A 26,723-nucleotide genomic window follows, 5' to 3' on the forward strand; every position below is an offset into this window, starting at 1 on the left:
CCCCGCTCCATCTCCCTCTACGCCCCCCGCTCCGCCTTATCTGGCGGCCCTGAGCGGATTAGCCGCCAATCCGAAATAGTCATTTCGCACTATCGATACAAAGTTTCGATAGTTGGGGTATACACTGCCTCCATCGACGTTGCAGACACACCAGAGAAACCTCACCGGCCCCTGTCGCGACGCCTCCCTGAGTTGAAGTCGAAACGTATATGGAGTCCATCATGAAGACCAAGTTCGTTGCTGCTCTGCTGGTTGCCGCTTCCGCCACCTTCGCTGTCCCTGCTTTCGCGAGCGGCTATGGTCCGGCGCCGTTCTATCGCCCGGCAGTCGGCGCCCCTGCATCGCAACAAGGCCAGAGCGCACAGACGGTTGCCGCGGAACGTGCCAATGCGAATGCCAACAGCTCGTATGGCGGCGTAGCGGACCAAACTTCGCAATCGGGTTCGCGTGAACCGGCTAGCGGCCCGCGTTCGGTGTTCTTCGGTCACTAAGCCGCGCTCACCAGTTTAAGAAACGTGCTGTTAGCAAGCCCCAAAAAATAATCTTCGGAGGTCAAATATCATGAAATCGCTCATTCAAGCTGTTGCTATTGCCGCTGTTCTCGCTACCCCGGTAGCTTCGTTTGCCCAGTCGAACCAGCCGCTGACGCGCGCGGAAGTGCGTGCACAACTGGTGCAGATCGAGCAGGCCGGTTATTCGCCCGCCCGCGGCCGTGACCCGTACTACCCGACCGACATCCAGGCTGCCGAAGCACGCGTTGCTGCGCAAAACGGCGCCGCGCAAGCCGAAACCACCGGCTACGGTGCCGCGACAAACGGTAGCTCGCAGTCCGGTCAACGTGCGGAAGTCAGCGTCAGCTCGTACTCGGCGCCTGTCTACGTCGGCCATTAATCGGATCGCTGCTTGAGTCAGGGCCGGTTTAACGGCTCGCCATAACGAAACAGGCCCGCGCTCACCGTACACGCGGGCCTGTTTGCCTATACCGAACTCCTCCGTCACCAGATGCCTGGTGACTTTGCCCAGCACTCGATAGCTGGGCATTTTTTGTTGTGTTTCGTTGTCAAGCGGGGACGTACGTACGCGGATCGCCCCCACTCCGCGCCTATCAAGGCTCGTTGCGCAGATACCCCACCTTCGCCGGATCGCGCATTCGCAGCGACACCAGACCGGCAATCGCACACAGCGCCGTCACGTACCAGTAGAACATCGATTCGCTGCCCACCGACTTGAGCCACAACGCCACATACTCGGCCGAGCCGCCGAAGATCGCGTTGGCAACCGCATACGACAAACCCACGCCCAAGGCGCGCACTTGCGGCGGGAACATCTCGGCCTTGATCAGGCCGCTGATCGAGGTATAAAAGCTGACAATCGCCAGCGCCAGCACGACGAGGCCAAAGGCCGCATAAGGACTCGCCACGTCCTTGAGCGCATGCAGCAGCGGCACGGTGCCAACGGTCGCGAACAGGCCGAAGAAGATCATCGACTGCCGGCGCCCGATCCTGTCGGACAGCGCACCGAACAGTGGCTGCATCAACATGTAGACGAACAGCGCCGCCGTCATCACGTTGCTGGCGGTCTTCGCGTGCATGCCCGCCGTGTTGACCAGATACTTCTGCATATAGGTCGTGAACGTATAGAAGATCAGCGAGCCACCCGCGGTGAAGCCGAGCACGGTCAGAAACGCGCCCTTATGCGCCCACAAGCCGCGAATCGTGCCGGCTTCCTGGCTTTTGCGCATCTCGGCGGTGGTGGTTTCTTCCAGCGACTTGCGCAGGTACAACGCCACCAGCGCCGCCACCGCGCCGACCACGAACGGAATCCGCCAGCCCCATGCCTTCAGTTCCTCGGTGCTCAGCGCCTGTTGCAGGATCACGAGCACCAGCAAGGCGCACAGTTGCCCGCCGATCAGCGTCACGTACTGGAACGAGGCGAAAAAGCCGCGCCGCCCTTTGAGCGCAACTTCGCTCATATAGGTCGCGCTGGTGCCGTACTCGCCTCCCACCGACAAGCCCTGAAACAGCCGCGCCACCAGCAGCAACGCCGGCGCGAGCGCACCGATCTGCGCGTAGGTGGGCAGCACCGCGATCACGAGCGAACCGCCGCACATCATGAACACGGACACCAGCATCGCCGTGCGCCGGCCGTGCTTGTCGGCGAGCCGGCCGAAGAACCAGCCGCCGATCGGGCGCATCAGAAAGCCGGCGGCAAACACGCCGGCGGTGTTGAGCAGTTGCGTGGTCGGATTGCCGCTCGGGAAAAAAGCCGGCGCGAAATACAGCGCGCAGAACGAATAGACGTAGAAGTCGAACCACTCGACGAGATTGCCCGAAGAGGCGCCGACAATCGCGAAGATGCGGCGCCGCGTGTCGTGCGCGGTGACGATGGCCTGGTCAGTTTGGTCGGTCATGCAGTGTCGTTCCTTGACGTGGACAGAAAATAGCGGTCGTGGCGCCGCCTTCACGTTGCGCTCTCTTCGCGCGTGCCGAATTCTACATAAATGAAAGCTTTTGTGATGGTATTTGTCGGGTAAACGTTAGGTTAGACGTGGCCGGCCGTGCTCAACGCGCCCAATAAAAAAGCCAGCCCGAAGGCTGGCTTTTGAGGTCGCTCGCGACGCGGGCCGGATCAGAGACGCACCGCCGGCGGGACATAGCGGCACTCGTAGCGCTTTCTGACCGTGCCGTTTTCATCGACGCTCTCCAGATACACGTCGAACTGCCATAGCCGCGCCATATGCTTGAGCACCTCGTCGCTGTCGTTGGACAGGTGGCGGTTGTCGCTCATGAAATGCCGCAGCGTCAGACTGCGGTCGCCGCGCGTATTGACCGACCATACCTGGATGTTCGGCTCGCGATGATGCATGTCGTACTGCCGCGACAGCGCCTGGCGCACGTACTGATAGCCGCTGTCGTCGTGAATCGCGGAGACTTCGAGCGCATCGCGCATATCGTCGTCCAGCACCGAGAAAAGCCGCATTTCGCGGATCAGATGCGGGGACAGATACTGCGCCACAAAGCTCTCGTCCTTGAAATTCCTCATCGCGTAGTGCAGCGACTGCAGCCAGGAGCTGCCGGCCAGTTCCGGGAACCACCTGCGGTCCTCGTCGGTTGGGTTCTCGCAGATGCGGCGAATATCGCTCATCATCGAAAAGCCCAGCGCGTAGGGATTGATACCGCTGTAATACGGCTTGGTGACGGGCGGCTGATAGACGACGTTGCTGTGCGAATGGAGAAACTCCATCATGAAGCCGTCTTCCAGCTTGCCCTGGTTATACAGCGTGTTGAGCAGCGTGTAGTGCCAGAAGGTTGCCCAGCCTTCGTTCATCACCTGGGTCTGACGCTGCGGATAGAAATACTGGCCGATCTTGCGCACGATGCGGATCACCTCGCGCTCCCACGGCTCCAGCAATGGCGCGTTCTTTTCCGCGAAGTACAGCAGGTTCTCCTGCGGCTCGGGCGGATAGCGGTCGTCGGTTTCTTCCGGCAGCGGCGTCTGCCTCGTCGGCAAGGTGCGCCACAATTCGTTCACCTGTGACTGCAGATACGCCTCGCGCTCGCGGCGCGCCGCGGACTCCTTTTCCAGCGAAAGTTTTTGCGGCCGCTTGTAACGGTCCACACCGTAATTCATCAGCGCGTGGCACGAGTCGAGCAGTTCCTCCACCCGGTCGAGGCCGAAGCGCTCCTCGCACTCCGCAATGTAGTTCTTGGCGTAGACGAGGTAATCGATGATGGCGTGCGCATCCGTCCACAGCTTGAACAGATAGTTGCCCTTGAAAAACGAGTTGTGGCCGTAGGCCGCATGCGCGATGACGAGCGCCTGCATCGTCATCGTGTTCTCTTCCATCAGATACGCGATGCAAGGGTTCGAGTTGATGACGATCTCGTACGCGAGGCCCATTTGCCCGCGACGGTAGCTTTTCTCGGTAGATAGAAAATGTTTGCCGAACGACCAGTGCCGGTAGTTGACCGGCATGCCGACGGACGCATAGGCATCCATCATCTGTTCGGCGCTGATGAGTTCGAGCTGGATCGGATAGACGTCAAGCTCATATTGCTCCGCAACACGGGCAATATGCGTGTCGTATTCCTCGATCAGCTCAAAGGTCCAGTCGGACGGGCACGGCAATGGCCGCCTGTCGGCTACGTTCATACGGACTTCCCTTTGCCCTTCTGCGGGCGTTCCGGTGTGTCCCCGTGCTGCTGCAGCATCATCAAGACCCGCTCCCGCGTCAACGGCCCCAATTTCAGCCGCTGCGGCTTCGGCATGCCCGGATTGCTGCTTCGGCACGCCTTTGTTGCGCTCCGGCTGATAGCCGCGCGCCTCATTATGCAGATGTTTGGTGCTCATGATGACGCCACCTGCTTTTCAAACAACTCCCGGAACACTGGATAGATGTCGGCGGCCGTTTCGACCTTCTTCATCGCCATATGCGGCTGGGATAGCGCGAGTTGCGCGTATTCGAGCCACAGGTTCTGCTCTTCGGGCGTTACCTGAATATACGCAAAATAGCGCACCTTCTCGAGAATGTCATCTGCGAGGATTTTGCGGCATTTGGGCGAATCGTCGGTCCAGTTGTCCCCGTCCGAGGCCTGGGCGCCGTAAATGTTCCACTCGGTGGGCGAATAACGCTCCTCCATGACCTTTTTCATCAGCTCCAGCGCGCTCGACACCACCGTGCCGCCGCTTTCCGTCGAATGGAAAAAGGTGTCTTCATCGACCTCCTCGGCACGCGTGTGGTGGCGAATGAAAACCACCTCGATACGTTCGTAATTGCGCTTGAGGAACAGGTACAGCAGGATGAAGAAGCGCTTGGCGAGATCCTTGCGCTGCTCGTCCATCGAACCCGAGACGTCCATCAGGCAGAACATGACCGCCTGGCTCGACGGCTGCGGCTGCTTGACGCGGTTCACGTAACGCAGGTCGAACGGATCGATGAACGGGATGCGCCAGATGCGCCCGCGCAGATGATGGATTTCCTCCTCGAGCGCCTTGATCTCGTCGCGCCGGTCGGCAGGGTCGGCCTTCATCACTTCGAGCTGGCGCTCGAGTTCATGCAGCTCGTTGACAAGCGGCGCGCCGAGCGCAATGCGCCGACCGAGCGCGCTACGCAGCGAACGGACCACGTCGATGTTGTTGGGGGTGCCTTCGGCTGCCCAGCCGGCTCGAATACTCTTCCAGGTAGGAACCGCCAGCAGATGGGTTTTTACGAGGCGCGGCAGTTCGAGGTCGTCGAAGAAGTACTGCATGAATTCTTCGCGGCTCAGTTCGAACACGAAGTCGTCCTGACCCTCGCCTTCGTTGCTGGCCTGGTTGCCGCCGCCTCCGCCGCCCCCGCCTTGAGGGCGCGGAATCTTGTCGCCGCGGATATAGTCGGCGTTGCCCGGGTGCACCATCTCACGCTTGCCGCCAGGACCATGGCGGAAGGACGGCTCCGCAATGTCCTTGCGCGGAATCGTGATGCTCTGGGTGTTCTGGATATCCTTGATGCTACGGTCGCGCACCGCTTCCGAGACGGCACGGCGAATATAGTTTTTGACACGACGCAAGAAGCGTTCGCGGTTTGCAATACTTTTGTTCTTGCCAGCTAACCTGCGGTCGATGATTTGATGAAGCACATCCGGTCTCCCGTGTCGACCGGAGTCAGCGCTTTAGTGCTTACTCCGGTCTCATGCAGCGCCTTCAATTTCGGGTGCGCGAGACGCAGGTTGCAAACACACGCAGCAATTGCACGTGCGCAACAGCAACGCTATGTCCATGCCACTTGCGCCTCGCAAGGTGCCCGCGCAGTCTCCTTGCGCGGGCGGCACGCCACAAGTTTCATGAGCAGGTCACGATGACTTGCGCACGCGCAGATACCAGTCGCACAACAGTCGCACCTGCTTGGGCGTGTAGCCCTTCGCGACCATCCGGTTGACGAAGTCTTCGTGCTTGCGCTGTTCCTCCGCCGACCCTTTAGCGTTGAACGAAATCACCGGCAAAAGTTCTTCCGTGTTCGAGAACATCTTCTTTTCGATCACGACGCGCAGCTTCTCATAGCTGATCCACGCCGGGTTCTTGCCTGCGTTCGCAGCACGCGCGCGCAGCACGAAGTTGACGATCTCGTTGCGGAAGTCCTTCGGATTGCTAATGCCCGCCGGTTTCTCGATCTTCTCCAGTTCCGCATTCAGCGAGGCGCGGTCGAAACTCTCGCCGGTGTCGTGATCGCGGAACTCCTGGTCCTGAATCCAGAAGTCGGCGTAAGTGACATAGCGATCGAAGATGTTCTGCCCGTACTCCGAATACGATTCCAGATAAGCGGTCTGAATCTCCTTGCCGATAAACTCTGCGTAGCGCGAGGCCAACACGTCCTTGATAAAAGACAGGTACTTCTGCTCGGTTTCCGGCGGGAACTGCTCGCGCTCGATCTGCTGTTCGAGCACGTACATCAGATGCACCGGATTCGCTGCAACCTCGGTCGAGTCGAAGTTGAACACGCGCGAGAGAATCTTGAACGCGAAGCGCGTCGACACACCGGTCATGCCTTCGTCGACGCCGGCGAAGTCGCGATACTCCTGATACGACTTGGCTTTCGGATCGGTGTCCTTGAGATTCTCGCCGTCATAGACCTGCATCTTCGAGAACAGGCTGGAGTTTTCCGGCTCCTGCAAGCGGGTCAACACCGACATCTGCGCCATCATCTTCAGCGTGCCGGGCGCGCACACGGCGCTTGCCAGCGAAGAGTTGCGCAACAGCTTCTCGTAGATCTTGATCTCTTCCGAATAGCGCAGGCAGTAAGGCACCTTGACGACGAAGATCCGGTCGAGCAGTGCCTCGTTGTTGCGGTTATTGCGGAATGCTTTCCATTCAGATTCGTTCGAGTGGGCGAGAATCACGCCGTCGAACGGAATCGCACCGAAACCTTCCGTGCCCTTGAAGTTGCCTTCCTGGGTCGCGGTCAGCAACGGGTGCAGGACCTTGATCGGCGCCTTGAACATTTCGACGAATTCGAGCAAGCCCTGATTCGCGAGGCACAGGCCACCGGAGTAGCTGTAGGCGTCAGCGTCATCCTGGGCATATTGCTCGAGCTTGCGGATATCGACCTTACCGACCAGCGACGAAATGTCCTGATTGTTTTCGTCACCCGGCTCGGTCTTGGCAATCCCGATCTGCCGCAGGATGGAAGGATAGCGGCGCACCACACGGAACTTGCGGATGTCACCGTTGTACTCGTGCAGCCGTTTGACGGCCCACGGGCTGAGGATGCTTTTCAGGTAGCGGCGTGGAATGCCGTACTGTTCTTCGAGGATCGGACCGTCTTCGTCATAGTCGAACAGACCTAGCGGCGACTCGTTGACCGGCGAGCCCTTGATCGCGTAGAACGGTACGCGCTCCATGAGTTGCTTCAGACGTTCCGCGATCGACGATTTGCCGCCGCCGACCGGCCCCAGCAAATACAGAATCTGTTTCTTTTCTTCGAGCCCCTGGGCCGAATGCCGGAAGTACGCGACCACCTGCTCGATCACTTCTTCCATTCCGTAGAACTCACGGAATGCGGGGTATACCTTGATGACCTTGTTCGCGAAGATCCGCGACAGGCGCGGGTCGTTGCGAGTGTCGATCTGTTCGGGTTCTCCGATTGCCGTCAACATGCGTTCGCCTGCTGTAGCGTACGCGGCGGGATTGTCTTTGCAGAGCGCGAGGTACTCCTCGAGCGAGAGTTCATCTTCTCGCGTTTTCTCGAAGCGGGTCGCGAAACTGCTGTAGATATCCATGCTACCTCCTCGCCAAAGTCTAGACCGATGTCGTGCGCGGCGCGCTAATCGGAAACGACATCGCTCGAATTCATCCTAAACCCTTTTAAATTTTTTTTCACGGACTACGTGATGAAAATCGTGCCGTGTTGCCCTCCCTACAATCCTCACTTGGAAACACAGATTCGGTCACCTACAATCTTCGACCGCACTGCCGGTCACGGTGTGCCTCTGCCAGGATCGCGGCAATCTGCTCTGCTCCCATGTGCGAAACTTCGCTACCTCGGTCGGTACTTCGACCTGCACGTGCACCACGGCGTGTCACGTCCTGCCTTGCACTTTTTTCCTCAACGCGCAGCGAAGCATTTCCGTGCACAGCGTTGACGCCGTGTTACATGTTTGTGCGCGAGCGATGCTGTTACATGTCGAGCCCCATGACGTTCGTTACTGAAGCATGTGCCGCTGCGGCACCACTTTCGTTCACGTCGGATCGCAACGGGACGTGCGAGGTATGCGTATCGGCATCCGGTTCACCGATATCCACATCGGCGGCATGGTCGGCCGCGTACATAACAGTATGTCGGCGCGACGCGGTTCCGATTTCATAGGTGTATACGGGGAGGCGCGACGGGCGGATGCGTCACGCCGCGGCGTCAGGTCAGCTTGATCTCGAGTTCACCCAGACCGTCGATGCGGCCATGCACGGTTCCCGCCCGGTCCACCCTGTGCGCGCCGACATACGAACCCGTTGTAATGGTCCACTCCGGCTCGATGGTGATACCCATTGCCGCGCAATGGTTAACAAACCAGACCAGCAGCTCGCGCGGATCGCCGGCCGGGTTGCCGGTTGCTTCGGGCACCAGCGAGGCGCCGTCAAATGTTAATTCCAGATCCGGCGAGACAAAATCGAACGCGCGCGCAAATCCCGCGTAAGCGACCGGGTGTCCGGTGACGAGCGCACCGTTGTTCTGCGCGTCGGCCAATTGTGCGAGCGGTGCAATATTGGGCCACTCGCTAAAGCGGCTATCGACAATCTCAATGGCCGGCAGCACCGTGCCGACCCGCGCCAGCACCTCGTCGCGCGCATAGGCCTCGCGGCGCGGCTCGATGGCTTCGCTAAAGCGAAAAGCAATCTCCAGTTCCAGCAAGACACGGAAAAATCCGCCATGGGCAATCCGGGCCGGCGATTCGTGCACGAGCGAGGCTGGAATCGGCGCGCCCGAAGCGGCCCCTCCCGGCGTCTTCGCGCCGATCTTCCAGGCACCGGTCGTCTGCTCGAGGCCAACAAGCACGGCCTGCTGGATCGCATAGGCCGTCGCGGCGTCAGGAGGCAGGCTGTCGGGCGGCGGAGCGTCGATCAGGCGGTGTTGCCTGCGGGCCTGTACGAGGCGTTGCGCGAGGTCGTGTGGCGTCATGTCGGTCCTTTCTGGCTGGCGCATGGAATGGGCAATCGCGCCCGACAATGTACCGGAACACAAGGCGAACCAGGTTACGTTGTGCATCGGCCATGAAAAAAGACCACGGTTGCGTGTGCAACCGTGGTCCTGTTCGTGCTGCCGGATTCTGCGCCAGCGGGGATGGGCTGGTGGGGCCAGCAGTAGCGGCCGCTTCAGTGGCGGGGCCGTTGCTAACGCTTAGCTAACCCGCAATCCGGCCTTGCCTGGCCCTCAGTTCACCGTCAGTTCGCCTCAGTTCACCTCAATCCGCCTACAGCGAGCGGGTCGTCAGAACGTCTCCCAGTCACTATCGCTGCCGACGGCGGCCGGCGCTTTGGCCGCGGGCAGTGCCTTGCCGGCCGCTGGTGTTTTAGCTGCAGCCGGCGCGGCAGCGGACGCTGCCACCGTATCCGTGCTGGCCCCATTCGCAGTCGCCGCCGGCGCAGGCGCGGCAACCGGCTCGCGGCGCGGGCTTGCAGCTGCGGCCTTGCGCACCACCGCCGGCTTGCGGACCGGACTGCGCACTATCTGGGCAAGCGGCGCTTTGCTATCGCCGTCGGCAATCTGGAACACCGCGACCGCAGTGCGCAGCTTGCCGGCCTGATCTTCAAGCGACTGAGCCGCGGCCGCGGCCTCTTCGACAAGCGCCGCGTTCTGCTGCGTCACTTCGTCCATCTGCGTGACCGCGCGTGCGACCTGCTCGATCCCGCTGCTTTGCTCCTCGGAGGCTGCGGCGATTTCACCCATGATGTCGGTCACGCGCTGCACCGCGCTGATGATCTCGGTCATGGTTCGACCGGCCTGATCGACCAGTGCCGAGCCGGACTGCACGCGCTCCACCGAGGTATCGATCAGTTCCTTGATTTCCTTGGCCGCAGCCGACGAGCGCTGTGCGAGGCTGCGCACTTCGCCCGCCACCACGGCAAAGCCACGTCCTTCCTCGCCGGCGCGGGCCGCTTCGACCGCGGCGTTGAGCGCCAGAATGTTGGTCTGGAAGGCAATGCCCTCAATAATGGAAATAATGTCGGCAATTTTGGCGGAGCTCTGGTTGATGTCGCCCATCGTGCCGACCACCTGCCCGACCACCGTATTGCCCTTATTGGCGATCTCGGAAGCATTCGCCGCCAGCGAGCTTGCCTGGCGGGCGTTGTCGGCGTTCTGCTTCACGGTGCCGGTCAACTGGTCCATGCTCGAAGCCGTCTGCTGCAGCGCGGACGCCTGCTCTTCCGTACGCGAGGACAGGTCGATGTTACCCGCGGCGATCTGGCGCGTCGCGGTGGCGATCGACTCGCTGCCGCCGCGCACCGAGCGCACCGTCTCGGTCAAGCTGCGCTGCATCTTCGCGATGCCGTCCAGCAGTTGCCCCATTTCGTCGCGCGAGCCCACCACCACCGGGCGGCGCAGGTCGCCGGCGGCGATCGAGTCAAAATGCTCCAGTGCCTCGGCGAGCGGGCGCCCAATCGCGCGGCTCAGCGTCAGGTACGAAAACAGCGCCGCCAGCAGCCCGACGGCCACCGCGACGATGCTGACGAGGCGAAACGTCCCGAAGCTCTCCTGGGCGGTGTCAAAGCCTTGCTGGGCCTGGGTGAACTGCAGCTTGCGCAGGGCATCGTCGGCAGTCGACAGGTCGCTGTATTTGGCTTGCAGGTCCTTCGCGGCGGCGGGAATCTTCGACTGGTCGGTCCCGGTGACAATGCCGGCAAACACGTCCATCGACTGCTGCAGCGTTTCCCGCCTGGCCGAGACATCCTGCGCGAGGCGGTCCTCCTCAGCGTCACGCGGCAAGTCGAGATATTTTTTCCACCATTCGTCCGACATCGTGCGCATGACGTGGGCGCGCTCCACCGTGGCCGCAACCTCCGGGGTGCCGAACAGGAACGCCGCCCGGTCGAGCGCAAGACGCTCGCGCGCCGCGTAGAGCTCGGCGTTGCCGATATTGACCGCACTCGGCATCTGGTTAGCGAACGTTTCATGATGGGCGTCGTTCGCGCGGCTCATGCCGGTGAGCCCGAGAACGCCGATGATCAGCAGCAATGCGGCGAGAAAAGCCATAGTCAGGCCGATCCGTGCCTTGATGGTGATGCCCTTGTTCAGCATGCTTCTTCCTGTGACGTGTATCGAATGAGAGGAGGCGTGTACGGTGCCAGATGGGCATTGAGCGCCCCCTGGCCGGCGCTTTCTAGGAACGGCGCTCTAATAGTCGTTTACGGCATCCAAGCAGCATACTTAAAGCTTTTATATGGTATGAGGATTGATCGCAGGCAAAGCCTGTATAAATTACAATTCTCTTGGAAGCGGGTCGGGAACGAGGTCGCGCAACGGGTCGGGAACGGATCGGCGGACGCACGGCGGATGGCCCACGGGTGCGGGTAGACCGCCAGGAGACCGGAAAGGAGTTGGCGAAGAAAGGAACTGGCAAACGCCCACTCGCAGCGCGAGAGCGCGAAGCATTTGCCGCAGGGTCAGGCGTGGAGTGCGCGGCGCCTTCGCAACGCAGGCGCCGCGTTACCCGGGTCAGGCGCCCAGTTCGGCAAGCGTGGGAATGGAAGTTTGCGCTCCGGCGCGCGTCACGGAGAGCGCCGCCGCCCGTTGGGCGAAGCGGATCGCAGTGTCGATGGCCTCGCCGTGCGAGAGCTGCGCGGCCAGCGCGCCGATAAAGGTATCGCCGGCAGCGGTCGTATCGACGGCTGCCACTTTCTGTGCGGCGTAGAGCGTCGGCTCCGCGCCCTCGAGCGCGGCCAGCACGCCGCGCTCGCCGAGCGTCACCAGCACGTTGCGCGCGCCCGCGCTGCGCAGCGCCAAAGCCGCTCGCGCGGCATCCTCGGGAGAGTCGACCGGCAAATCCGTGAGGGTGGCCGCTTCCAGTTCGTTCGGAATCAGGTAGTCAATCAGCGAGAACCACTCGGTGGTCAGCGGCCCGGTCGCCGGCGCCGGGTTCAGGATGACCGTCTTGCCGAGCCGCCGGGCGCTCGCGAGAGCCGCATGCACGGCGGCCGGCGGTGTTTCGAGCTGGCAGACCACCACGTCCGCGTTCGCCAGCGCCGCTTCGTGGCGAGCAACGGTTTCCGGCGTCACCTCGCCGTTGCTGCCGGCAATGATGACGATCGCGTTCTGGCTACTGTCGTCGACCACGATCAGCGCGACGCCGGTTGGAGCCGATGGGCTGGTCTCGAGCGCTGCGCAGTCGATCCCCTCGGCGGCGAGTCCCGCCCGCAATTGCGCGCCGTTCGCATCGGCGCCGACGCAACCGAGCATCGCCACGCGGGCGCCGAGACGCGCCGCCGCGACGGCCTGGTTGCCGCCCTTGCCGCCCGCCACCTGGGCGAACGTGCTGCCGGCGAGCGTCTCGCCGGGCTGCGGCAGGCGCGGCGCCCGCGCGACCAGGTCCATGTTCAGGCTGCCGACCACCGTTACCCGTCCACCCGCTGACTGACTCGCCAAGTCGCCTCCCATCAAATAGTTGTGTGTGCGCCAGCCGTGGCGCCTCGCGCCCTCGCCCTGAGGTCGCGGCCTAAGCAACCACTCCCTGCAGCCCCGCCCCTGCCCCTGCGCCCGCCCACGTCGTGGTCGACTCGCGCACGATCAGGCGTGGGGCGATCACACGCCGGCGCGCCGGTGCACCGGCCGTGTCGGCTGCGGTTCCGGCGATCCGTTCGATCAGCGTCTGTGCCGCCATCTCGCCCAGCGCGCGCACCGACTGGCCGACCGTCGACAGGGCCGGGTAAGTAAAACGCCCCAGTTCGATGTCGTCGAAGCCGATGATCGAGCAGTCGCGCGGCACGCTGATCCCGCGTTCGGCCGCGGCGCGCAAGGCGCCGATACCCATCATATCGTTGCCGGCGAAAATCGCCGAGGGCATCACGGCCTCGAACAACTGGCTCGCGGCCCGATAGCCGCCGGTGCCCGAAAAGTCGCTTTCGACGATCGCGCCCGGCGCAATTTCGATGCCGCGCTCCGCCATGGCGCGGATAAATCCGTGCACGCGCATGGCGCTGACAGCGGTCGCCACGGGCCCCGTAATGCAGCCGATCTTCACGTGGCCCAGTTCGAGCAGGTGGCGGGTCGCCAGATAGGCGCCCTTTTCGTGGTCGATCTGCACCAGATCCGCGCTCAGTCCCTCGATGTTACGGTCGACCACCACCAGCGGCTCGCGCGCATCGGCGAGCGCCTGCGCAAGCACGGCGTCGTCGCCGGCCGAAGCAACGATCAGGCCATCGATGCGCTTTTCCTGCAGCACGCGCAGATAGTTGCGCTGCTTGGCGGGATCGTCATCGGAATTGCAGAAGAATACGCAGTAGCCGTTGCGCGCACAACCGTCCTCGATGCCGCGCGCCATTTCCGCGAAATAGGGATTCGTGCTGTTGGGCACCACCAGACCGATCGTTGCGGTCGCGCGCGCCTTCAGCGAGCGGGCGACCGCCGACGGCACGTAGTGCAGTTGACGGATCGCATGCTCGACCTTTGCGCGCACATCGGCCGACACCGGCCGCGAGTTGTTCACGACGTGCGAAACCGTCGTGAACGACACGCCTGCCACGGCCGCTACATCCTTGATGGTCGCCATATCCTGTTGCTCTCCTGCCTGTTTTTCCCGCCGGCCGGTGCGACGTGCACCGGCCCGGCGTTTGCATCAATGACAGATCCAACCTGCTGCATCCACACCCTGCATGCTGTCCCGCTTCCCTGCTTTCCCTGCTTTCCCTGCTTTCCCGCTCTGACCGGTCAGGCGCGCTTGCGCCGGCTCCGGTAGGTATCCAGCACGACCGCCACCACAATAACCGCGCCGGTGATGATGCGTTTGGTCGGTTCGTTCGCGCCGATCTGCGCGAGTCCCGCCGCCAGCACCGAGATGATCAACACCCCGAAAAAGGTGCTGATGACCGAACCCCGGCCGCCCATCAGGCTGGTGCCACCTATCACGACCGCGGCGATCACCTGCAGTTCCATGCCGACACCTGCGTTCGGGTCCGCCGCTTCGAGCCGCGAAATCTGGAACAGCGCCGCGAGGCCCGCCAGCGCACCCATCAATGCGAACACGATCACCTTGTAGGGGCGCGGATTGACGCCCGCGAGCCGCACCGCCTCCTCGTTCGTGCCGATGCCCACCAGGTAGCGGCCGAACACCGTGCGCGTGAGCACCAGTTGCGCGATCACCATCACCGCCACCGCGATCAGGAAGGCCGGCGAGATGCCGAAGGCGATCGGGTTGGACAGCACGTCGAAGGCGTCGCCGATATAGGCCGTACGCGAGTTCGTCATCTGGTAGGCGACCCCGCGCGCCGCTTCGAGCACGCCAAGCGAGACGATGAACGACGGAATCCGCCAGCTCACCGTCACCGCGCCCGTCACTGTGCCGGTCAGCGCGGCTGCGGCCACGCCAAGCAGCGCCGCCGGCAACGGCCCCCACTGCCACTTCAGCGCGGCCACGCTCACCACCGAGGCGCCCAGTGCCAGCACCGAGCCGACCGACAGGTCGATACCGGCGATGATGAGCACGAAGGTCATGCCCACCGACATTACGACCAGGTCCGGGATCTGGTTGGCGATCGTGCTGAACGTGTCGTAAGTCAGAAAGTGCGAGCTGAGCAGCGAAAACAGCACAACCATCGCCAGCAAGGCGCCGGCCAGACCGAGGTAATTCGAAAAGCCGAGGCGCGTGCCCACCGGCTTGCCGCTCGCGAGCGGCGCCGACGGATCGGACACCGGGGCAGCGTTGGCCCCGCCGGGTGTGCCGCCTTGGGGTTGATTCGTCATGACAGACTCCCTGCTGAATGGGTGTCGGGGGCGTGCAGCAAGGTTTCGCGGGCGTGGTAGCCGGCAAATGCGGCGGCCAGCAACACGTCCTGTGACCAGTTATCGCGCTCGAAAATCCCCGTGAAGCGTCCTGCCGACATCACACCGATCCGGTCGCAGATCAGCATCAGTTCGCGCAGGTCGCTCGACACCACGACGAGCGCGCGGCCCTCGCGAGCCAGCGCGCCCATCAAGCCATAGATATCGAACTTGGCGCCGACGTCGATGCCGCGCGTAGGTTCGTCGAATAACAGCACGCGGCACTCGCGCGCCAGCCAGCGGCCGATCACGACCTTCTGCTGGTTGCCGCCCGACAGCTCGCCGACAATCTGCCCGGGCCCCGAGCTGCGAATCCGCATCGCCTCGATCTGCTTCTGCGCCAGCGCGTTTTCGCGCTTCGCGTCGACCACGCCGTGGCGCGCCACGCTGCCGATATTGCCGAGCGAGACGTTGGCCGCAATCGGTTGCGGCAGCAACAGTCCTTCGCCCTTGCGGTCCTCGGTGATGAGCGCAATGCCCTCGCGCACCGCGTCGACCGGCGAGCCGATCTGCACCGGCGTGGGCGTAGCGCCCGGCGTGGCGGCGAGCGAGACTGTGCCGCTGTCTTTCTGGTCGGCGCCGAAGATAAGCCGCATCAGTTCGGTGCGGCCCGCGCCGATCAGGCCGCTCACGCCGAAGATCTCGCCCGCGCGCACCTCGAACGACACGTCGTTCACCACCTTGCCGCGCGTCAGGCCCTCGACCTTCAGCAGCGGCGCGCCGATCTTGCGCTCGCCCAGATCGATCCGCTCGCCGATCTCGCGCCCGACCATCAGCGTGACGATCTGCTCGCTGGTCAGCGCGCTCATCGCTTCGACCTTGACCAGCCGGCCGTCGCGCAGCACCGCGACGCGCTCGGCCACCCTGGCCAGCTCTTCGAGGCGGTGCGAGATATAGACCAGCGCGACGCCGCGCGACTTCAGGCGCCCGATCTGCTCGAACAGCAGATCGACTTCGCGGGCGGTCAGCATCGCCGTGGGCTCATCGAGAATCAGCACGCGGCAATCGCCGATCAGGTTGCGCGCGATCTCGACCATCTGCTGATGGCCGATGCCGAGCTCGCCGACCGGGGTGTCCGGGTCGATCGCTTCGAGCCCGACCTGCGCCATCGCGGCCCGCGCGTCTTCGCGCAGACGGCGCCGGTCGATCCAGCCGAGGCGCAGCGGGCCAGCCTGCGGCAAGCGGTTCAGGAACAGGTTTTCCGCCACCGACAAGGTCGGCAGCAGATTCAGCTCCTGCATCACCATGCGCACGCCGAGCGCTTCCGCTTCGGTGCGGCTCGCGGGCGCGTACGGCGCGTCGGCCAGACGCATCGAGCCGGCAGTCGGTTCGACGAGGCCACCGACGATCTTCGACAGTGTGCTCTTGCCTGCGCCGTTTTCACCCGTGAGCGCCAGCACCTCGCCGGCAAACAGCGAGAGCGTGACATCGGCGAGCACGGGCTCGGCATACGTCTTGCCGATCCCGGTCACGGACAGTACAGCGGGCAGTGCGTGGTGGGCGGTCAATTCCATCGCGATCCTGGTTCCGGGGCCGCCTCGCGAGGGCTTCAGACGGACGGCAGCCGGCTGGAGCCCGGGTCGGGCAACCACGTGTCATGCCGGCTCAAGGCGGGTCTTGCGCTGGGCTTTCCAACGCACCCCGGCCCGCCGCGTCCGCCGACATGACGCTTATCTCTGGAATAACGGCGGCGGCGCAGCTTTCTTGAGCGTTTATTGAATAGGAGCGCGCCGGTGAGCCGCGCTCGCGCCGAACGGTCGGGCGAGCGCGGTGCCGGCTTGCCGGCTAGCCAGCGGCGGGGCTGGACTTACTTCGTCACGAGATCGACCGGCGTCTCGACCACGCCGGACAATTCGGATTGCTTCTTGTGTTCGCTCAGAGCCTTGAGCGCCGTATCGATACCGAACACCGCCTGTTTGGCCGCGTACTGATTGGCGGTCGCGAGCACGCGGCCGTCCTTCAGCATCGGCTTGATGGCGTCGATGTCGTCGTAGCCGACCACATAGACCTTGCCCTGCTTACCTGCGGCGCGCACGGCCGAGACTGCGCCGATTGCCATGTTGTCGTTACCGCACAACAGCGCCTTGATATTCGGGTATTCATTGAGAATGGCCGAAGCGACAGCGTTGCCCTTGTCGATTTCCCATTCACCCGATTGCACCGAGTCGATCTTCGCGCCGACCTTCTGCATGGCCGCCTTGAAGCCGGCGGTGCGCTGCTGTGCGTTGGTGGTCGTCGACACGCCCTCGACGATGCCGACTTCATCGCCCGCCTTCAGCTTCTGGGCCAGATAGTCGCCGACCTTTTCCGCGCCCTTGGCGTTGTCGGGACCGACGAACGGCACGTTCAGGTCTTTCGACTTGAGCACGTCCGGATCGAGCCGGTTGTCGATGTTCACGACGATGATGCCGGCATCGACCGCCTTCTTGACCACCGGCACCAGCGCCTTCGAATCGGCCGGCGCCAGCACGATGGCGTCGACCTTCGAGACGATCATCTGCTCGACGATCTGGATCTGCGCGGCCGTGTCGGTCTCATTCTTGATGCCGTTGGTGATCAGGTCGAACTGGCTGGCGTTGTGCTTCTGATAGTCCTTCGCACCGGTTTCCATGGTGAGGAAGAACTCATTGGCGAGGGACTTCATGACAAGCGCCACTTTCGGCTTACTGGCGGCCTGGGCATGAGCGGTGGAAAACGGCAGTGCAACAGAAGCGGTGAGCGCGACAGCGGCCGCCAGAACGCGGCGGCGAATGCGGTGGTCCATGCATATCTCCAGGTTTATAGGCTCGGGATGAGCCGTGTTTTTGACTCCGCGCAAACGTTTGCGAGGCTCATTCTCAGCGTAGCCTGTTCAGCGTGTCAACGAATTGCAGTGTTGCACTGCACAGGCGCCACGCCCTATGTCTAGCCGTAATGCAAGCCACGACGGCTTGCATCCCGCATACTTCAAGAGCTTGTTTCGACATGAGTCTCCCGCTTGGTCCGCGCTTGCTGGTTTCCCGCCACTTGCAAGCTTCGCGTGCGGCGGGCCGCCTATGCTGGACTTTTATTGCGCCCGATGCAAGGGGCAAGCAGCGATGAGGCGCCGCCGCGGGTGACTAGAGCCAGCCGGCCTTGCGAAAGCGCCACCACAGGAAGATGTCGACCGACAGCATGACGGCAAGGCATAGCGGATAACCGTACTTGTAATGCAGTTCGGGGATGGTCTCGAAGTTCATGCCGTAGATGCCGGCGATCATGGTCGGCACAGCGAACAGTGCGGCGAACGAACCGAGGCGCTTGGTCACCTCGCTTTCGGCAAGCGAAATCATGCCGAGGTCGACCTGGATCGCCGTCACGACCATCTCGCGGCGGCCGTCGATGGTGCGCACGATCCGCTCGAGATGGTCGTAGATATCGCGGAAGTAGGCCTCCATGCCTGAGCACACCTGCGGCACGCGGCCGCCGCTCAGCTTGCTGATCGCTTCCTGGAGCGGCGCCACATGATGCTGCAGGCTGACGAGCCGGCGCTTGAGCGAGTACAGATCGGCGATGATCGCCCGCGATGCGCTGACGTCGTTCTTCTCGAAGATACGGTCTTCGACCGCCTCGATTTCGGCGCCGAGCGCCTCGAGAATCGGGAAGTAGCGATCGACGATATCGTCGGCGAGCGCATACAGCACGAAGCCTGAGCCTTCCTTGAGCAGCTTCGGCTCGCGCTCGCAGCGCGCGCGCACGTCGCTAAAGCCAAAGCGGGCGCGATGACGCACCGAGAGCACGTAATTCGAGCCGACGAACACATCCACTTCGCCGATCAGCAGTTCGTGGTCGTCGTCCATCTCCACCGTATGCATCACCGCGAACACGGACTCGCCATACTCCTCGATCTTCGGCCGCTGATGACCCTGCAGCGCGTCTTCGACCGCCAGATCATGCAGATTGAATTCCTCTTTCATGACGGCAAGTTCTTCGGGGTCTGGGTCTTTGAGCGCGACCCAGACGAAGCATTCCGGCCGCGCCACATACTCGCTGATGTCTTCGATCGGGATATCGGCGAGCTTGCGGCCGTCCTGGTAGGCCGCGCAATTGATCAGCATAGTTTCGGTTACCTTGAAAGCGGCGGCAGGCTGCGGTACTGCGGCACTTCCTGGGGTGCCCGCTGGGGTGCTACTTGGCGTGCCACTTGTGGTGCCCTCGGTGGTGCCGCTTGTGATGCCGCGGCAGCGGCTGCCTCAGCGCTGCTAAACCTGCACGATTGAAGCTGTCAAAGCCACCATGTTAGCGGCTTTGCCGGACCGCGATGTCCGCGAAATGTCATCGCGGCGAATCGCCTGCGCGCCTTCACTGCGCGACGCGGTGCAGCTCGATGCGGTGATCCGCATTGAAGGTGACCGATGCGCGGTTGCTGTAGCGGGTGTCGGGCGTCACGATGAAATGCATTTCGACGATCGGATCGAACTGGGTCGAGACGGCGATCCGGTGCGTGCCGGGGGTGAGATAGAAGACGACGTGCTCGCCGTTGAACAGATCGGTGACCTGCTCGCCATCCACGTAGACCAGCGCATCGCGAAAGCGCACGATCAGGTCGCGCGAACGCTCACGCCGCACGTCCACGGCGACGAGTCCTGCGGCGGGGTCCGTGTAGCCGGGCTTGAGGATACGTGTGGCGGGCACGGGCTTGAAGGCCACCGGCTCGGCCGGTTCGGAGGCGCACGCGGCCAGCAAGGCGACTACGACGGCCAGCACTAAGGCTTTCCAGGCGGCCAGCGGGTGCTTTGACATGGTGCGTCTCCCCCCTTTTTTATTGCTGTGGTGTGCGATGCATGCTGTGGGCCTCCAGCGACGGCGTTAATCGAACGGGTTCAATACGCGCACGCCAGTACCCATAAAATCCTTAACATTGCGCGTGACGACCATCAGGTTACGGGTAAGCGCCGTCGCAGCGATCAGTTTGTCCATTGGGTGTTCCGCTCGCGGAACGCGCAGCCTGCCCCATACCTGCGCCGCATCCTCACCGATTGCAAGGATGCGGTCAGCGAACATCTCCAATACCGAATTCGTCCACGCTTCGAGCAACATCGCCTGAGGCCTGTCGCCTCGATATTGCACTACTTCGACACCCCGTCGTAGTTCTCCTACGGTAATCACTGACAGGAACAGAGCGTGCCCCTCGTTGGTCGCGCGCTCGAAAAATCGCCGGACACCTGGATTAGCCCGCCCCCAGCGCCTGATCTCGCTGATGACGTTGGTATCAATCAAATACAACTGGTGCCTCGCCCGTATCGTCTATCCGCTCGAAATCAGCGTCTTCGCCGACATCGGGCATGCTCATGAGCAGTCTGATGAACTGGCGGTTTTCCAGCCGATGCAATGCATCCTCGATAATAGCCAGGTGCTCGGCTTCGGCACTGCGGCCGTGAGCCGCCGCCTCGCGCTCCAGCGCCTTGATCAACCGTTCGTCTACACCTCTTACCAAGAGATCTGCCATATCGCCTCCCATTCACACATCGCCACCCATGATAGCAACGTGCCGGCAATCCGCCACCCTGGTCGAACGGCCAGCCCCTCTTGCGCGCGGCCCGCTTCTTGTTCATGATCGTGTCATACGGGCGGCGCGCTACTCGCCGCCCTTCCGGTGAACACCGCTCCTCTTCCAGCAGGTTTGCTTCGCGTTACCCCACGCAACAGATGCGTCACGCATCCCCCGTACGGGATTTCGATCAAGGAGACTGCAATGTGGTATTTCAGCTGGATTCTCGGTATCGGCGTGGCGCTGGGTTTCGGGATCATCAACGTAATGTGGCTGGAGGCCAACGGCAAGTTCGCCCGTGACGCGGCGCCCGGCGATCCGCTTGCGAGCACCGCCGGCAGCGCCAACCCGCCCGGTTCGACAAAGGACTAGCCTGAGTGACGTATCTGGTTTTTATCTGTGGACATGCCGGCACCGGCAAGACGACACTCGCCAAACGCCTGATCGGCCCATTGATGAGCGCAACCGGCGGCGCCTTCTGCCTGCTCGACAAGGACACGCTTACGGCGGCTACAGCGCCGCCGCCATGGGCATGCTCACAGGCGCCCCCAACGACCGCGACAGCCCCCTCTTCCTGCAGCATCTGCGTGACCCGGAATACCGCGGTCTGATCGACACCGCACGGGACAATCTCGAGCTAGGCGTGAGTGCGCTGGTGGTCGCGCCACTCTCGCGCGAAGTGCGTGAGCGCAAACTGTTCGATCGGGCGTGGCTCGGGGTGGGCGATGACGTGGAGATTCGGGTCGTCTGGGTCTACACGGCGGAAGCAACGGCGCGTCAACGGATACTCGAGCGCGGCGATCCGAACGACGCGTACAAACTGGCCCATTGGGACGAATACCGACAGCGCCGCTTCATGCCGGAGGGCGAGAGTTGCATAGACCTGCTGATGTTCGACAATACCGCGGCGGGCATGACCGACAACGACGCGCTGCTGGCGCGGATTGTCGGCTAAGCAACCGTCAGGCGCTGACGACGCACTGAAAATCCGCTGACGATGTGCTGGAAACGCCCTGAAGATGCGCGAACCATGCGCTCAGCTCGCACGCTACAAATAACAAGGCGCCCCCAAATCAATGACCGGGGGCGCCCAGGCGGCCCTCTACGGGGCCGTTCCGTTCTGCCTGCTGCCTACCTCCTCACTGCTCACGGCCCTCGGACTGGCCTGTGACTGCCGTCCCGTTTAAACCGTCGCCATGGTGTCGAGCGACTGGCCTTCATACAGTTGACCGAAGCGGTTCGCCAGGAAGTCGCGCAGCGACACTTGCTCCTGACGCACAAAGCCGCTTTGCGGCAACTTCTTCTCGCGGAACAGATCGAGCACGGCGCACATCGCGCCCGCCGTGGTGATCTGGATCGCGCTCATCGGCACGCCGCAGACGGTCTTCGCGAAGATCTTGCGGGTAAACACTTCTTCGACCAGTTGACCGTTGCGCGTGCCCGTCACCGTGATGAAGACCAGCACGACGTCTTGTGCGGTCGAGGGCACCGAACGGCGCATGATCGACTTCAGCGTGTCGCGGTCCGTTGCGAGGCGCAGGTCTTCGAGCAGGAACTTCATCAGTTCGCGATGGCCCGGATAGCGCACCGACTTGTAGTCGAGCGTTTCGACGCGGCCTGCCAGGGTTTCGCACAGCGTGCCAAGACCGCCCGAGGTGTTGAAGGCTTCGTACTCGGTGCCGTCGAGCGAGAAATGTTCGAGGCCCTCGAGCGGCTGCACCCATTGCGTGCGGCTATCGCGGATCGCTTCGCACGGCTGACAGTACTCGTTGATCAAGCCGTCGACGCTCCACGTCAGGTTGTACTTCAACGCGTTAGTCGGGAATTCCGGCAATGCGCCCACGCGCATCTTGACGTCGCGGATTTCCGTGAAGCGGTTCGCCAGTTCGTGCGCAGCGATGCCGATAAAGCCGGGCGCCAGGCCGCACTGCGGCATGAAAGCGTGAGCGGATTCGTCGGCGATTGCGCGGATCGCGGTGGTCGCGCGCACGTCTTCGGTCAGGTCGAAATAGTGGACACCCGCGCCCTTGGCGGCGGTCGCGACGTTCACGGCGAGGTAATACGGCAGCGCGTTGATCAGTGCGTCGAAGCCTTGTACGGCTGCGCGAAGCGCGGCGGCGTCGGCCGAATCGACGCGGCGGGTCGGAATGCCCTGCTCGGCGAGCTTGTCGAGCGCCTGCTGATCGCGGTCGAAGGCGACGACTTCGTAGTCGCCGGTTTCACGCAGCATGTGAGCAATGGTGTGACCGATCAAACCTGCGCCAACGATGGCAACTTTCATGCGCTTCTCCTTGTTCTGTGTATGCTGTCTCCAGCTTCGAAAGTACGCTGCGCTTGGCGCTGCGCCCGGCGGGCCGAACCCTTGCGACACAGTTTAAGGAGAAGCAAAAACAGTTTATAGACGCAAAATGCTGCGCTATGACCATGAACTTCGACGATATGACGAACGAATGCGTCGATATGTCGAAATTACGTCAAAAAGCCGTAAACGGCGTGTGCGTGCTCTGTTCAGCGAATCACTTAATGATTCAATCCGGCAGCAAGAGAAAGCCGCGTAGCCGCTGCAAGCAAACGCTTGTCGCGCGTCCAGATTGAAGTGCCCGGCGTAAGCCGGACCGAGGCGAGCAAATGAGCGTCGACATAGCCGATACCAAGACCGAACAAAGCTTCATCTGCGATGAAATGAAGCACTTCCTCGTCATGCGCGATTTCAGCCTGCGGCAACTCCTGCAAGCTATTCAAGACAATCTCTCGCTGACGCAAACTTCCCAAAGACAATTCGCCAGTAACAAATGGATGGGCGAGAACGCGCCGCTGCTCGAGCAGATCGGCCAAGGTTGCATCGCCTTTGCGCAGATGGTCGATCCAGATGGATGTATCGACGAGAATCATGCTGGGTCCGTCTGCCGGCGCCGGACCGGTTTCAAATCGGGCTCGCTACCACCGAGCCGGGCAAGTCGACGCGCGCTTTCTCGTTCGATCAACGCCTTGAGCGCTTCGCGGATAAGCGCTGACTTTTCCTGAAGCCCCGTGAAAGCCTGAGCCTTGGCGAGCAAGTCGTCGTCGAGTGCAAGTGTTGTACGCACGATATATCCTCCACACGGTAAGCATCAATTATCGCATCAAATGATGCGCCTTTCAATGCTTTCAGAAGATGATGGAATCCAATCTCTTCTCACCCCCCAATCATCCCCCGATCGATCTTGCGGGCCAGAATGATCGACGTGGTCGTGCGCTCGACGCCCTCCAGCGTACCGATCTGGTCGAGCAGATCGTTGAGCCGGTCCGGAGAATCCGCGCGCAGCCAGGCGACGTAATCGAACTCGCCGCTCACCGCGCACAGCAGTTGCACCTCGGGCATCTTGCCCAAACGCTTCTGCACGTCCGGGCCATACTTCGGCGCGATGATGATGCCGACATACGCGTAGATGCTCGCATCGAGCACATCCTGGCCGAGCCGCACGCTATAGCCCGCAATCACGTTGGTGCGTTCGAGCCGCGCAATGCGCGCGATCACAGTGGTGCGCGCCACGCCGAGCTGGCGCGCAAGGTCCGCGACACTTTCGCGCGCGTTGGCCTGCAGCAGCGCAACGAGGTTACGGTCGAGGTCGTCGAGTTGGTCGAGGCGCGGTGGTCTCATGGATGGCAGTTTCGCTTACATGGAATTGAGCAGGGAGTAGCGGATTATCCCCGCGCGGTTCGGCCTCGTACAGCGCAGACACATATGGACACGACGGCAGGAATCTCAATCCTTGGTGTAGCGGGTCGGGTCGTAGGTTCTGCGCGACAGATATATTGTGCGATAGGCCAGATGTTACTATCAGCGCGTACTGTCGCCCCCGGACGCGATGGCCACAACAAGCGAGAAATCTGAAAAACGGTATGCGGCTATCCCAGCCAAAATCTACAGCGGAAGCAGCCTTCGACGAGGTCATTGCCCTCATGAACAGGCGCTTTGTAGAGCTCGATCAATTCGCCGCAGCCCGGCTTGAACGGGCCGCTCGAGCGGGCATCGGCAATGACCCTGAGCATGCATACCAGACGCTGGGCATTGTCGCGGCTTCGAAATGGGACGTCGAGGGTATGCACTCCAACTTCGAACACGCCACGAGATACGCATCAAATGGTGCGATATACGTCAATTACGCCACCAGCCTGAACTGCACAGCCCGTCTCCTGGAAGGAGCGGAACAGGCTGAAGCGGCAGCGCAGCGCGAACCAACTAACCTGGCGTATTTGCGCATCGCCATAGATTCAAACTGGAATGCGGGTCGCTGGGCGCGCGCCCTGGAGCTGCAAGAGCAATATCGCAAGCGCAAAATGGATGAAATGCCGCTCGAATTCAGCTATCACGAACGCGCCTTCAGGACCGCGGAGCGCAACGGCGTGAAGTTCGAGGCAATCGAGCAGCTTCACACAGCCTTGTTCAGATTTCTCAGCGAGAGGCATGTGCGTTGGCTCGGGGCGCAGGCGTTTATCGACTCAGCGCCGGGAGAAGAGGCTATCTATGTAACTGCGTTGGTCCCGGGTGACGCCAACGAAGTTCGCAAACTCGACGAGGAACTCACGAGCGTGCTGTTTGACGCAGTGGAAGAATTCCCGTTGGGTGCCTTTTCGATTGAGCTTGGTCCGGAGATCGCTCCGAATGACGCCTGACGACTTCATCAGTACCGCCGAAAAGCTGCTCGCCGATCCGTGCAACGAGGGCGACAAGCGAAGTGCTATCTCCCGCTCCTACTATGGCGCCTATCACGGCAGCATCGAGAGTTTGCCAGACGGGTACACGCCGGCCAACTCGGAATTCCAGTCGTCCGAATCGCACAAGGCTGTAATCGATGCTGTCGCCAGATGGGGAAAAGATCTTGTGCCGGGTAGGACTGATGCACAGCAGGCAGCACGCAGGCTTTCCTATTAAAAAAAAGCGAGAAAGAAGGCCGATTATGAAATCGGCGCCGCCATGGACGAGCGTGCCGCCGCATCATGTGTCAACGACTGCCGTTTCGTCCTGGACCACATCCGGCGCGCGAGAGAGCGCTTCAATCAAACTGAGGCGGCATAGCGTTGCTTCAACGGCCGCTGCTCGTTAGATTCGCGGCCGAGATCCACGTCTGGATTTGGCGGCCGATAGGACTCGAACCCACGGCCACAGGAATCACAATCCTGGACTCTACCGAGCACGCCCGTCACGCACCAAGCCGCTCCATCACAAAGTCGATAAAGCTCGTCAGCTTCGGCGTCGCGCGCCGGTCACGCGGATAGATCAGATGCACCGGCGAGCCTGGCGGCAAGAATTCGTCGAGCACCGGCACCAGCTCGCCGCGGGCAATCTCTCTCGCAAGCAGCGCCTCCGGCTGCAACACCAAACCGAAACCACGCAACGCAGCCACCTTCAGCGCCTGGCCGTTGTTGGCGCGAAACCGTCCCGCGCGCAACGGACTCTCGCCTTCTGGCTCGCCGTTAAGCCGCCAGATTCCCTCGCGGCCCCAATGCAGAAAGCCGAGGCACTCGTGCTGCGCCAGATCGGCCGGCGTGCGCGGCGTGCCGGCCCGCGCGAGATACTCGGGCGAGGCGCATGCCCGCATCCGGTAAGGCTTGAGCGGCCGCGCGACAAAACTCGAATCCGGCAACCGGCCAATCCGCACGGCCGCATCGAAGCTCTCTTCAACGAGGTCGATCACACGGTTGGACAGATCGAGTTCGAGACTCACGTCCGGCCACGCCGTAAGGTAATCGGTCATCGCCGGCGCAAACACTTCGACGCCGAACGTGAGCGGCACCGTCACCTTCAGCACGCCGCGCGGCGTCGCTGTCATCGCTTCAGCAAGCGACTCCGCCGCCTTCACATCGGCCAGAATCCGCCGGCACTGCTCGTAGTACTGACGGCCGATCTCAGTCAGGCTTTGACGGCGCGTCGTGCGTGTCAGCAGCCGGGTAGCGAGGCGGGTCTCCAGCGAACGGATATGCTTGCCGACCATCGCCGACGAAATGTCGAAGCGCTCGGCCGCCGCCGTCAGGCTGCCCGCCTCGACCACGGCCACGAAAATTTCCATGCTGACGAGTTTGTCCACCCGCTGTTTCCTGTTCGTTTCGGTTGTAAGCGTTTGTCGCAACGTAGACGCATTGTAGGGATATCGTGTTACTAATACCGAGCTTGGCACAGCGGGCATTCCGAGCGGCTCGTCAGCAGCACGCCGTATGCATGACCCGCGCCTT

The 26,723-nt window shown here is 62.2% G+C and carries 25 protein-coding genes, 1 tRNA gene and 1 pseudogene; 6 read left to right on the forward strand and 21 right to left on the reverse strand.

The genetic code is table 11. The features are described from left to right. Positions 1 to 221 precede the first annotated feature (221 nt). Both FFS45_RS30500 and FFS45_RS30505 read left to right on the forward strand, forming a co-directional pair. Positions 222 to 491, forward strand: coding sequence for a hypothetical protein (locus FFS45_RS30500; protein WP_137958362.1), 270 nt, complete (start codon positions 222 to 224; stop codon positions 489 to 491). Between the two features lie 70 nt (positions 492 to 561). Next, on the forward strand, positions 562 to 891 hold the full coding sequence (locus FFS45_RS30505; protein ID WP_137958363.1) for a DUF4148 domain-containing protein: 330 nt from the start codon (positions 562 to 564) through the stop codon (positions 889 to 891). A gap of 214 nt (positions 892 to 1,105) precedes the next feature. Here FFS45_RS30505 and FFS45_RS30510 read toward each other — a convergent pair whose 3' ends face one another. From FFS45_RS30510 to FFS45_RS30580, 15 genes are all read right to left on the reverse strand, one after another. Then, positions 1,106 to 2,410, reverse strand: coding sequence for an MFS family transporter (locus tag FFS45_RS30510; protein WP_137958364.1), 1,305 nt, complete (start codon positions 2,408 to 2,410; stop codon positions 1,106 to 1,108). Positions 2,411 to 2,628: 218 nt separating this feature from the next. Beyond that, positions 2,629 to 4,350: a SpoVR family protein gene (locus FFS45_RS30515; RefSeq protein WP_137958365.1), complete on the reverse strand. Its 1,722-nt coding sequence runs from the start codon at positions 4,348 to 4,350 to the stop codon at positions 2,629 to 2,631. Then, a complete protein-coding gene (locus FFS45_RS30520) occupies positions 4,347 to 5,618 on the reverse strand; it encodes a YeaH/YhbH family protein (RefSeq protein WP_137958366.1) in 1,272 nt (423 codons plus the stop codon). Before FFS45_RS30520 ends, FFS45_RS30515 begins: the two co-directional genes overlap by 4 nt. A 213-nt stretch (positions 5,619 to 5,831) precedes the next feature. Further along, positions 5,832 to 7,754, reverse strand: coding sequence for a PrkA family serine protein kinase (locus FFS45_RS30525; RefSeq protein WP_137958367.1), 1,923 nt, complete (start codon positions 7,752 to 7,754; stop codon positions 5,832 to 5,834). Positions 7,755 to 8,386: 632 nt separating this feature from the next. Beyond that, positions 8,387 to 9,148, reverse strand: a complete 762-nt coding sequence (locus FFS45_RS30530; protein ID WP_137958368.1) for a hydratase — start codon at positions 9,146 to 9,148, stop codon at positions 8,387 to 8,389. A 309-nt stretch (positions 9,149 to 9,457) separates the two neighbouring features. Then, a complete protein-coding gene (locus FFS45_RS30535; protein WP_137958369.1) occupies positions 9,458 to 11,266 on the reverse strand; it encodes a methyl-accepting chemotaxis protein in 1,809 nt (602 codons plus the stop codon). Positions 11,267 to 11,683: 417 nt separating this feature from the next. Continuing rightward, complete coding sequence (gene rbsK / locus FFS45_RS30540) at positions 11,684 to 12,610, reverse strand: ribokinase (protein ID WP_137958370.1); 927 nt, start codon at positions 12,608 to 12,610, stop codon at positions 11,684 to 11,686. 70 nt (positions 12,611 to 12,680) lie between these two features. Further along, positions 12,681 to 13,733, reverse strand: a complete 1,053-nt coding sequence (locus FFS45_RS30545) for a LacI family DNA-binding transcriptional regulator (RefSeq protein ID WP_137958371.1) — start codon at positions 13,731 to 13,733, stop codon at positions 12,681 to 12,683. A 158-nt stretch (positions 13,734 to 13,891) separates the two neighbouring features. Then, the gene (locus tag FFS45_RS30550) at positions 13,892 to 14,923 is read right to left on the reverse strand and encodes an ABC transporter permease (protein WP_137958372.1); all 1,032 of its coding nucleotides are present in this window, start codon (positions 14,921 to 14,923) and stop codon (positions 13,892 to 13,894) included. Next, entirely contained in the window at positions 14,920 to 16,515 is a 1,596-nt protein-coding gene (locus FFS45_RS30555; RefSeq protein WP_137958373.1) for a sugar ABC transporter ATP-binding protein, read from the reverse strand. The genes FFS45_RS30550 and FFS45_RS30555 overlap by 4 nt, the downstream gene beginning before the upstream one ends. Positions 16,516 to 16,808: 293 nt before the next feature. Further along, positions 16,809 to 17,765, reverse strand: a complete 957-nt coding sequence (locus FFS45_RS30560; protein WP_137958374.1) for a sugar ABC transporter substrate-binding protein — start codon at positions 17,763 to 17,765, stop codon at positions 16,809 to 16,811. A 334-nt stretch (positions 17,766 to 18,099) separates the two neighbouring features. Next, complete coding sequence (gene corA, locus FFS45_RS30565) at positions 18,100 to 19,077, reverse strand: magnesium/cobalt transporter CorA (RefSeq protein WP_137958375.1); 978 nt, start codon at positions 19,075 to 19,077, stop codon at positions 18,100 to 18,102. Between the two features lie 244 nt (positions 19,078 to 19,321). Continuing rightward, a complete protein-coding gene (locus tag FFS45_RS30570) occupies positions 19,322 to 19,762 on the reverse strand; it encodes a hypothetical protein (protein WP_137958376.1) in 441 nt (146 codons plus the stop codon). A gap of 66 nt (positions 19,763 to 19,828) precedes the next feature. Further along, positions 19,829 to 20,245: a type II toxin-antitoxin system VapC family toxin gene (locus FFS45_RS30575; RefSeq protein WP_137958377.1), complete on the reverse strand. Its 417-nt coding sequence runs from the start codon at positions 20,243 to 20,245 to the stop codon at positions 19,829 to 19,831. Further along, on the reverse strand, positions 20,232 to 20,468 hold the full coding sequence (locus FFS45_RS30580; protein ID WP_137958378.1) for a DNA-binding protein: 237 nt from the start codon (positions 20,466 to 20,468) through the stop codon (positions 20,232 to 20,234). Before FFS45_RS30580 ends, FFS45_RS30575 begins: the two co-directional genes overlap by 14 nt. A gap of 246 nt (positions 20,469 to 20,714) precedes the next feature. On the opposite strand from FFS45_RS30580, the gene cydX reads away from it, so the two are divergent. Further along, on the forward strand, positions 20,715 to 20,882 hold the full coding sequence (gene cydX, locus FFS45_RS30585) for a cytochrome bd-I oxidase subunit CydX (RefSeq protein WP_137958379.1): 168 nt from the start codon (positions 20,715 to 20,717) through the stop codon (positions 20,880 to 20,882). Between the two features lie 5 nt (positions 20,883 to 20,887). Beyond that, positions 20,888 to 21,465 (forward strand): annotated as a pseudogene (locus FFS45_RS30590) (ATP-binding protein). Between the two features lie 228 nt (positions 21,466 to 21,693). On the opposite strand, the gene FFS45_RS30595 reads toward FFS45_RS30590, so the two are convergent. From FFS45_RS30595 to FFS45_RS30610, 4 genes are all read right to left on the reverse strand, one after another. Beyond that, a complete protein-coding gene (locus FFS45_RS30595; RefSeq protein ID WP_137958380.1) occupies positions 21,694 to 22,791 on the reverse strand; it encodes a saccharopine dehydrogenase C-terminal domain-containing protein in 1,098 nt (365 codons plus the stop codon). 239 nt (positions 22,792 to 23,030) lie between these two features. After that, complete coding sequence (locus FFS45_RS30600) at positions 23,031 to 23,402, reverse strand: type II toxin-antitoxin system VapC family toxin (protein ID WP_137958381.1); 372 nt, start codon at positions 23,400 to 23,402, stop codon at positions 23,031 to 23,033. Further along, entirely contained in the window at positions 23,399 to 23,596 is a 198-nt protein-coding gene (locus tag FFS45_RS30605; RefSeq protein WP_137958382.1) for a type II toxin-antitoxin system VapB family antitoxin, read from the reverse strand. Before FFS45_RS30605 ends, FFS45_RS30600 begins: the two co-directional genes overlap by 4 nt. A gap of 89 nt (positions 23,597 to 23,685) precedes the next feature. After that, positions 23,686 to 24,150: an Lrp/AsnC family transcriptional regulator gene (locus tag FFS45_RS30610; RefSeq protein WP_137958383.1), complete on the reverse strand. Its 465-nt coding sequence runs from the start codon at positions 24,148 to 24,150 to the stop codon at positions 23,686 to 23,688. 242 nt (positions 24,151 to 24,392) lie between these two features. Between FFS45_RS30610 and FFS45_RS30615 the strand changes: the two genes are divergently transcribed. Together FFS45_RS30615 and FFS45_RS30620 are read left to right on the forward strand one after the other, a co-directional pair. Beyond that, the gene (locus tag FFS45_RS30615) at positions 24,393 to 25,166 is read left to right on the forward strand and encodes a hypothetical protein (protein WP_137958384.1); all 774 of its coding nucleotides are present in this window, start codon (positions 24,393 to 24,395) and stop codon (positions 25,164 to 25,166) included. Further along, the gene (locus FFS45_RS30620; protein ID WP_137958385.1) at positions 25,156 to 25,425 is read left to right on the forward strand and encodes a hypothetical protein; all 270 of its coding nucleotides are present in this window, start codon (positions 25,156 to 25,158) and stop codon (positions 25,423 to 25,425) included. The genes FFS45_RS30615 and FFS45_RS30620 overlap by 11 nt, the downstream gene beginning before the upstream one ends. 200 nt (positions 25,426 to 25,625) lie before the next feature. Here the strand turns inward: FFS45_RS30620 and FFS45_RS30625 are convergent. Further along, positions 25,626 to 25,692 (reverse strand) — tRNA-His (locus tag FFS45_RS30625). A 1-nt stretch (position 25,693) separates the two neighbouring features. After that, positions 25,694 to 26,578: a LysR substrate-binding domain-containing protein gene (locus FFS45_RS30630; protein ID WP_137958386.1), complete on the reverse strand. Its 885-nt coding sequence runs from the start codon at positions 26,576 to 26,578 to the stop codon at positions 25,694 to 25,696. Between the last annotated feature and the right edge of the window lie 145 nt (positions 26,579 to 26,723).

Origin of the sequence: Burkholderia sp. 4M9327F10 (assembly GCF_005503145.1) — a bacterium.
Classification (GTDB): Bacteria; Pseudomonadota; Gammaproteobacteria; order Burkholderiales; family Burkholderiaceae; genus Paraburkholderia.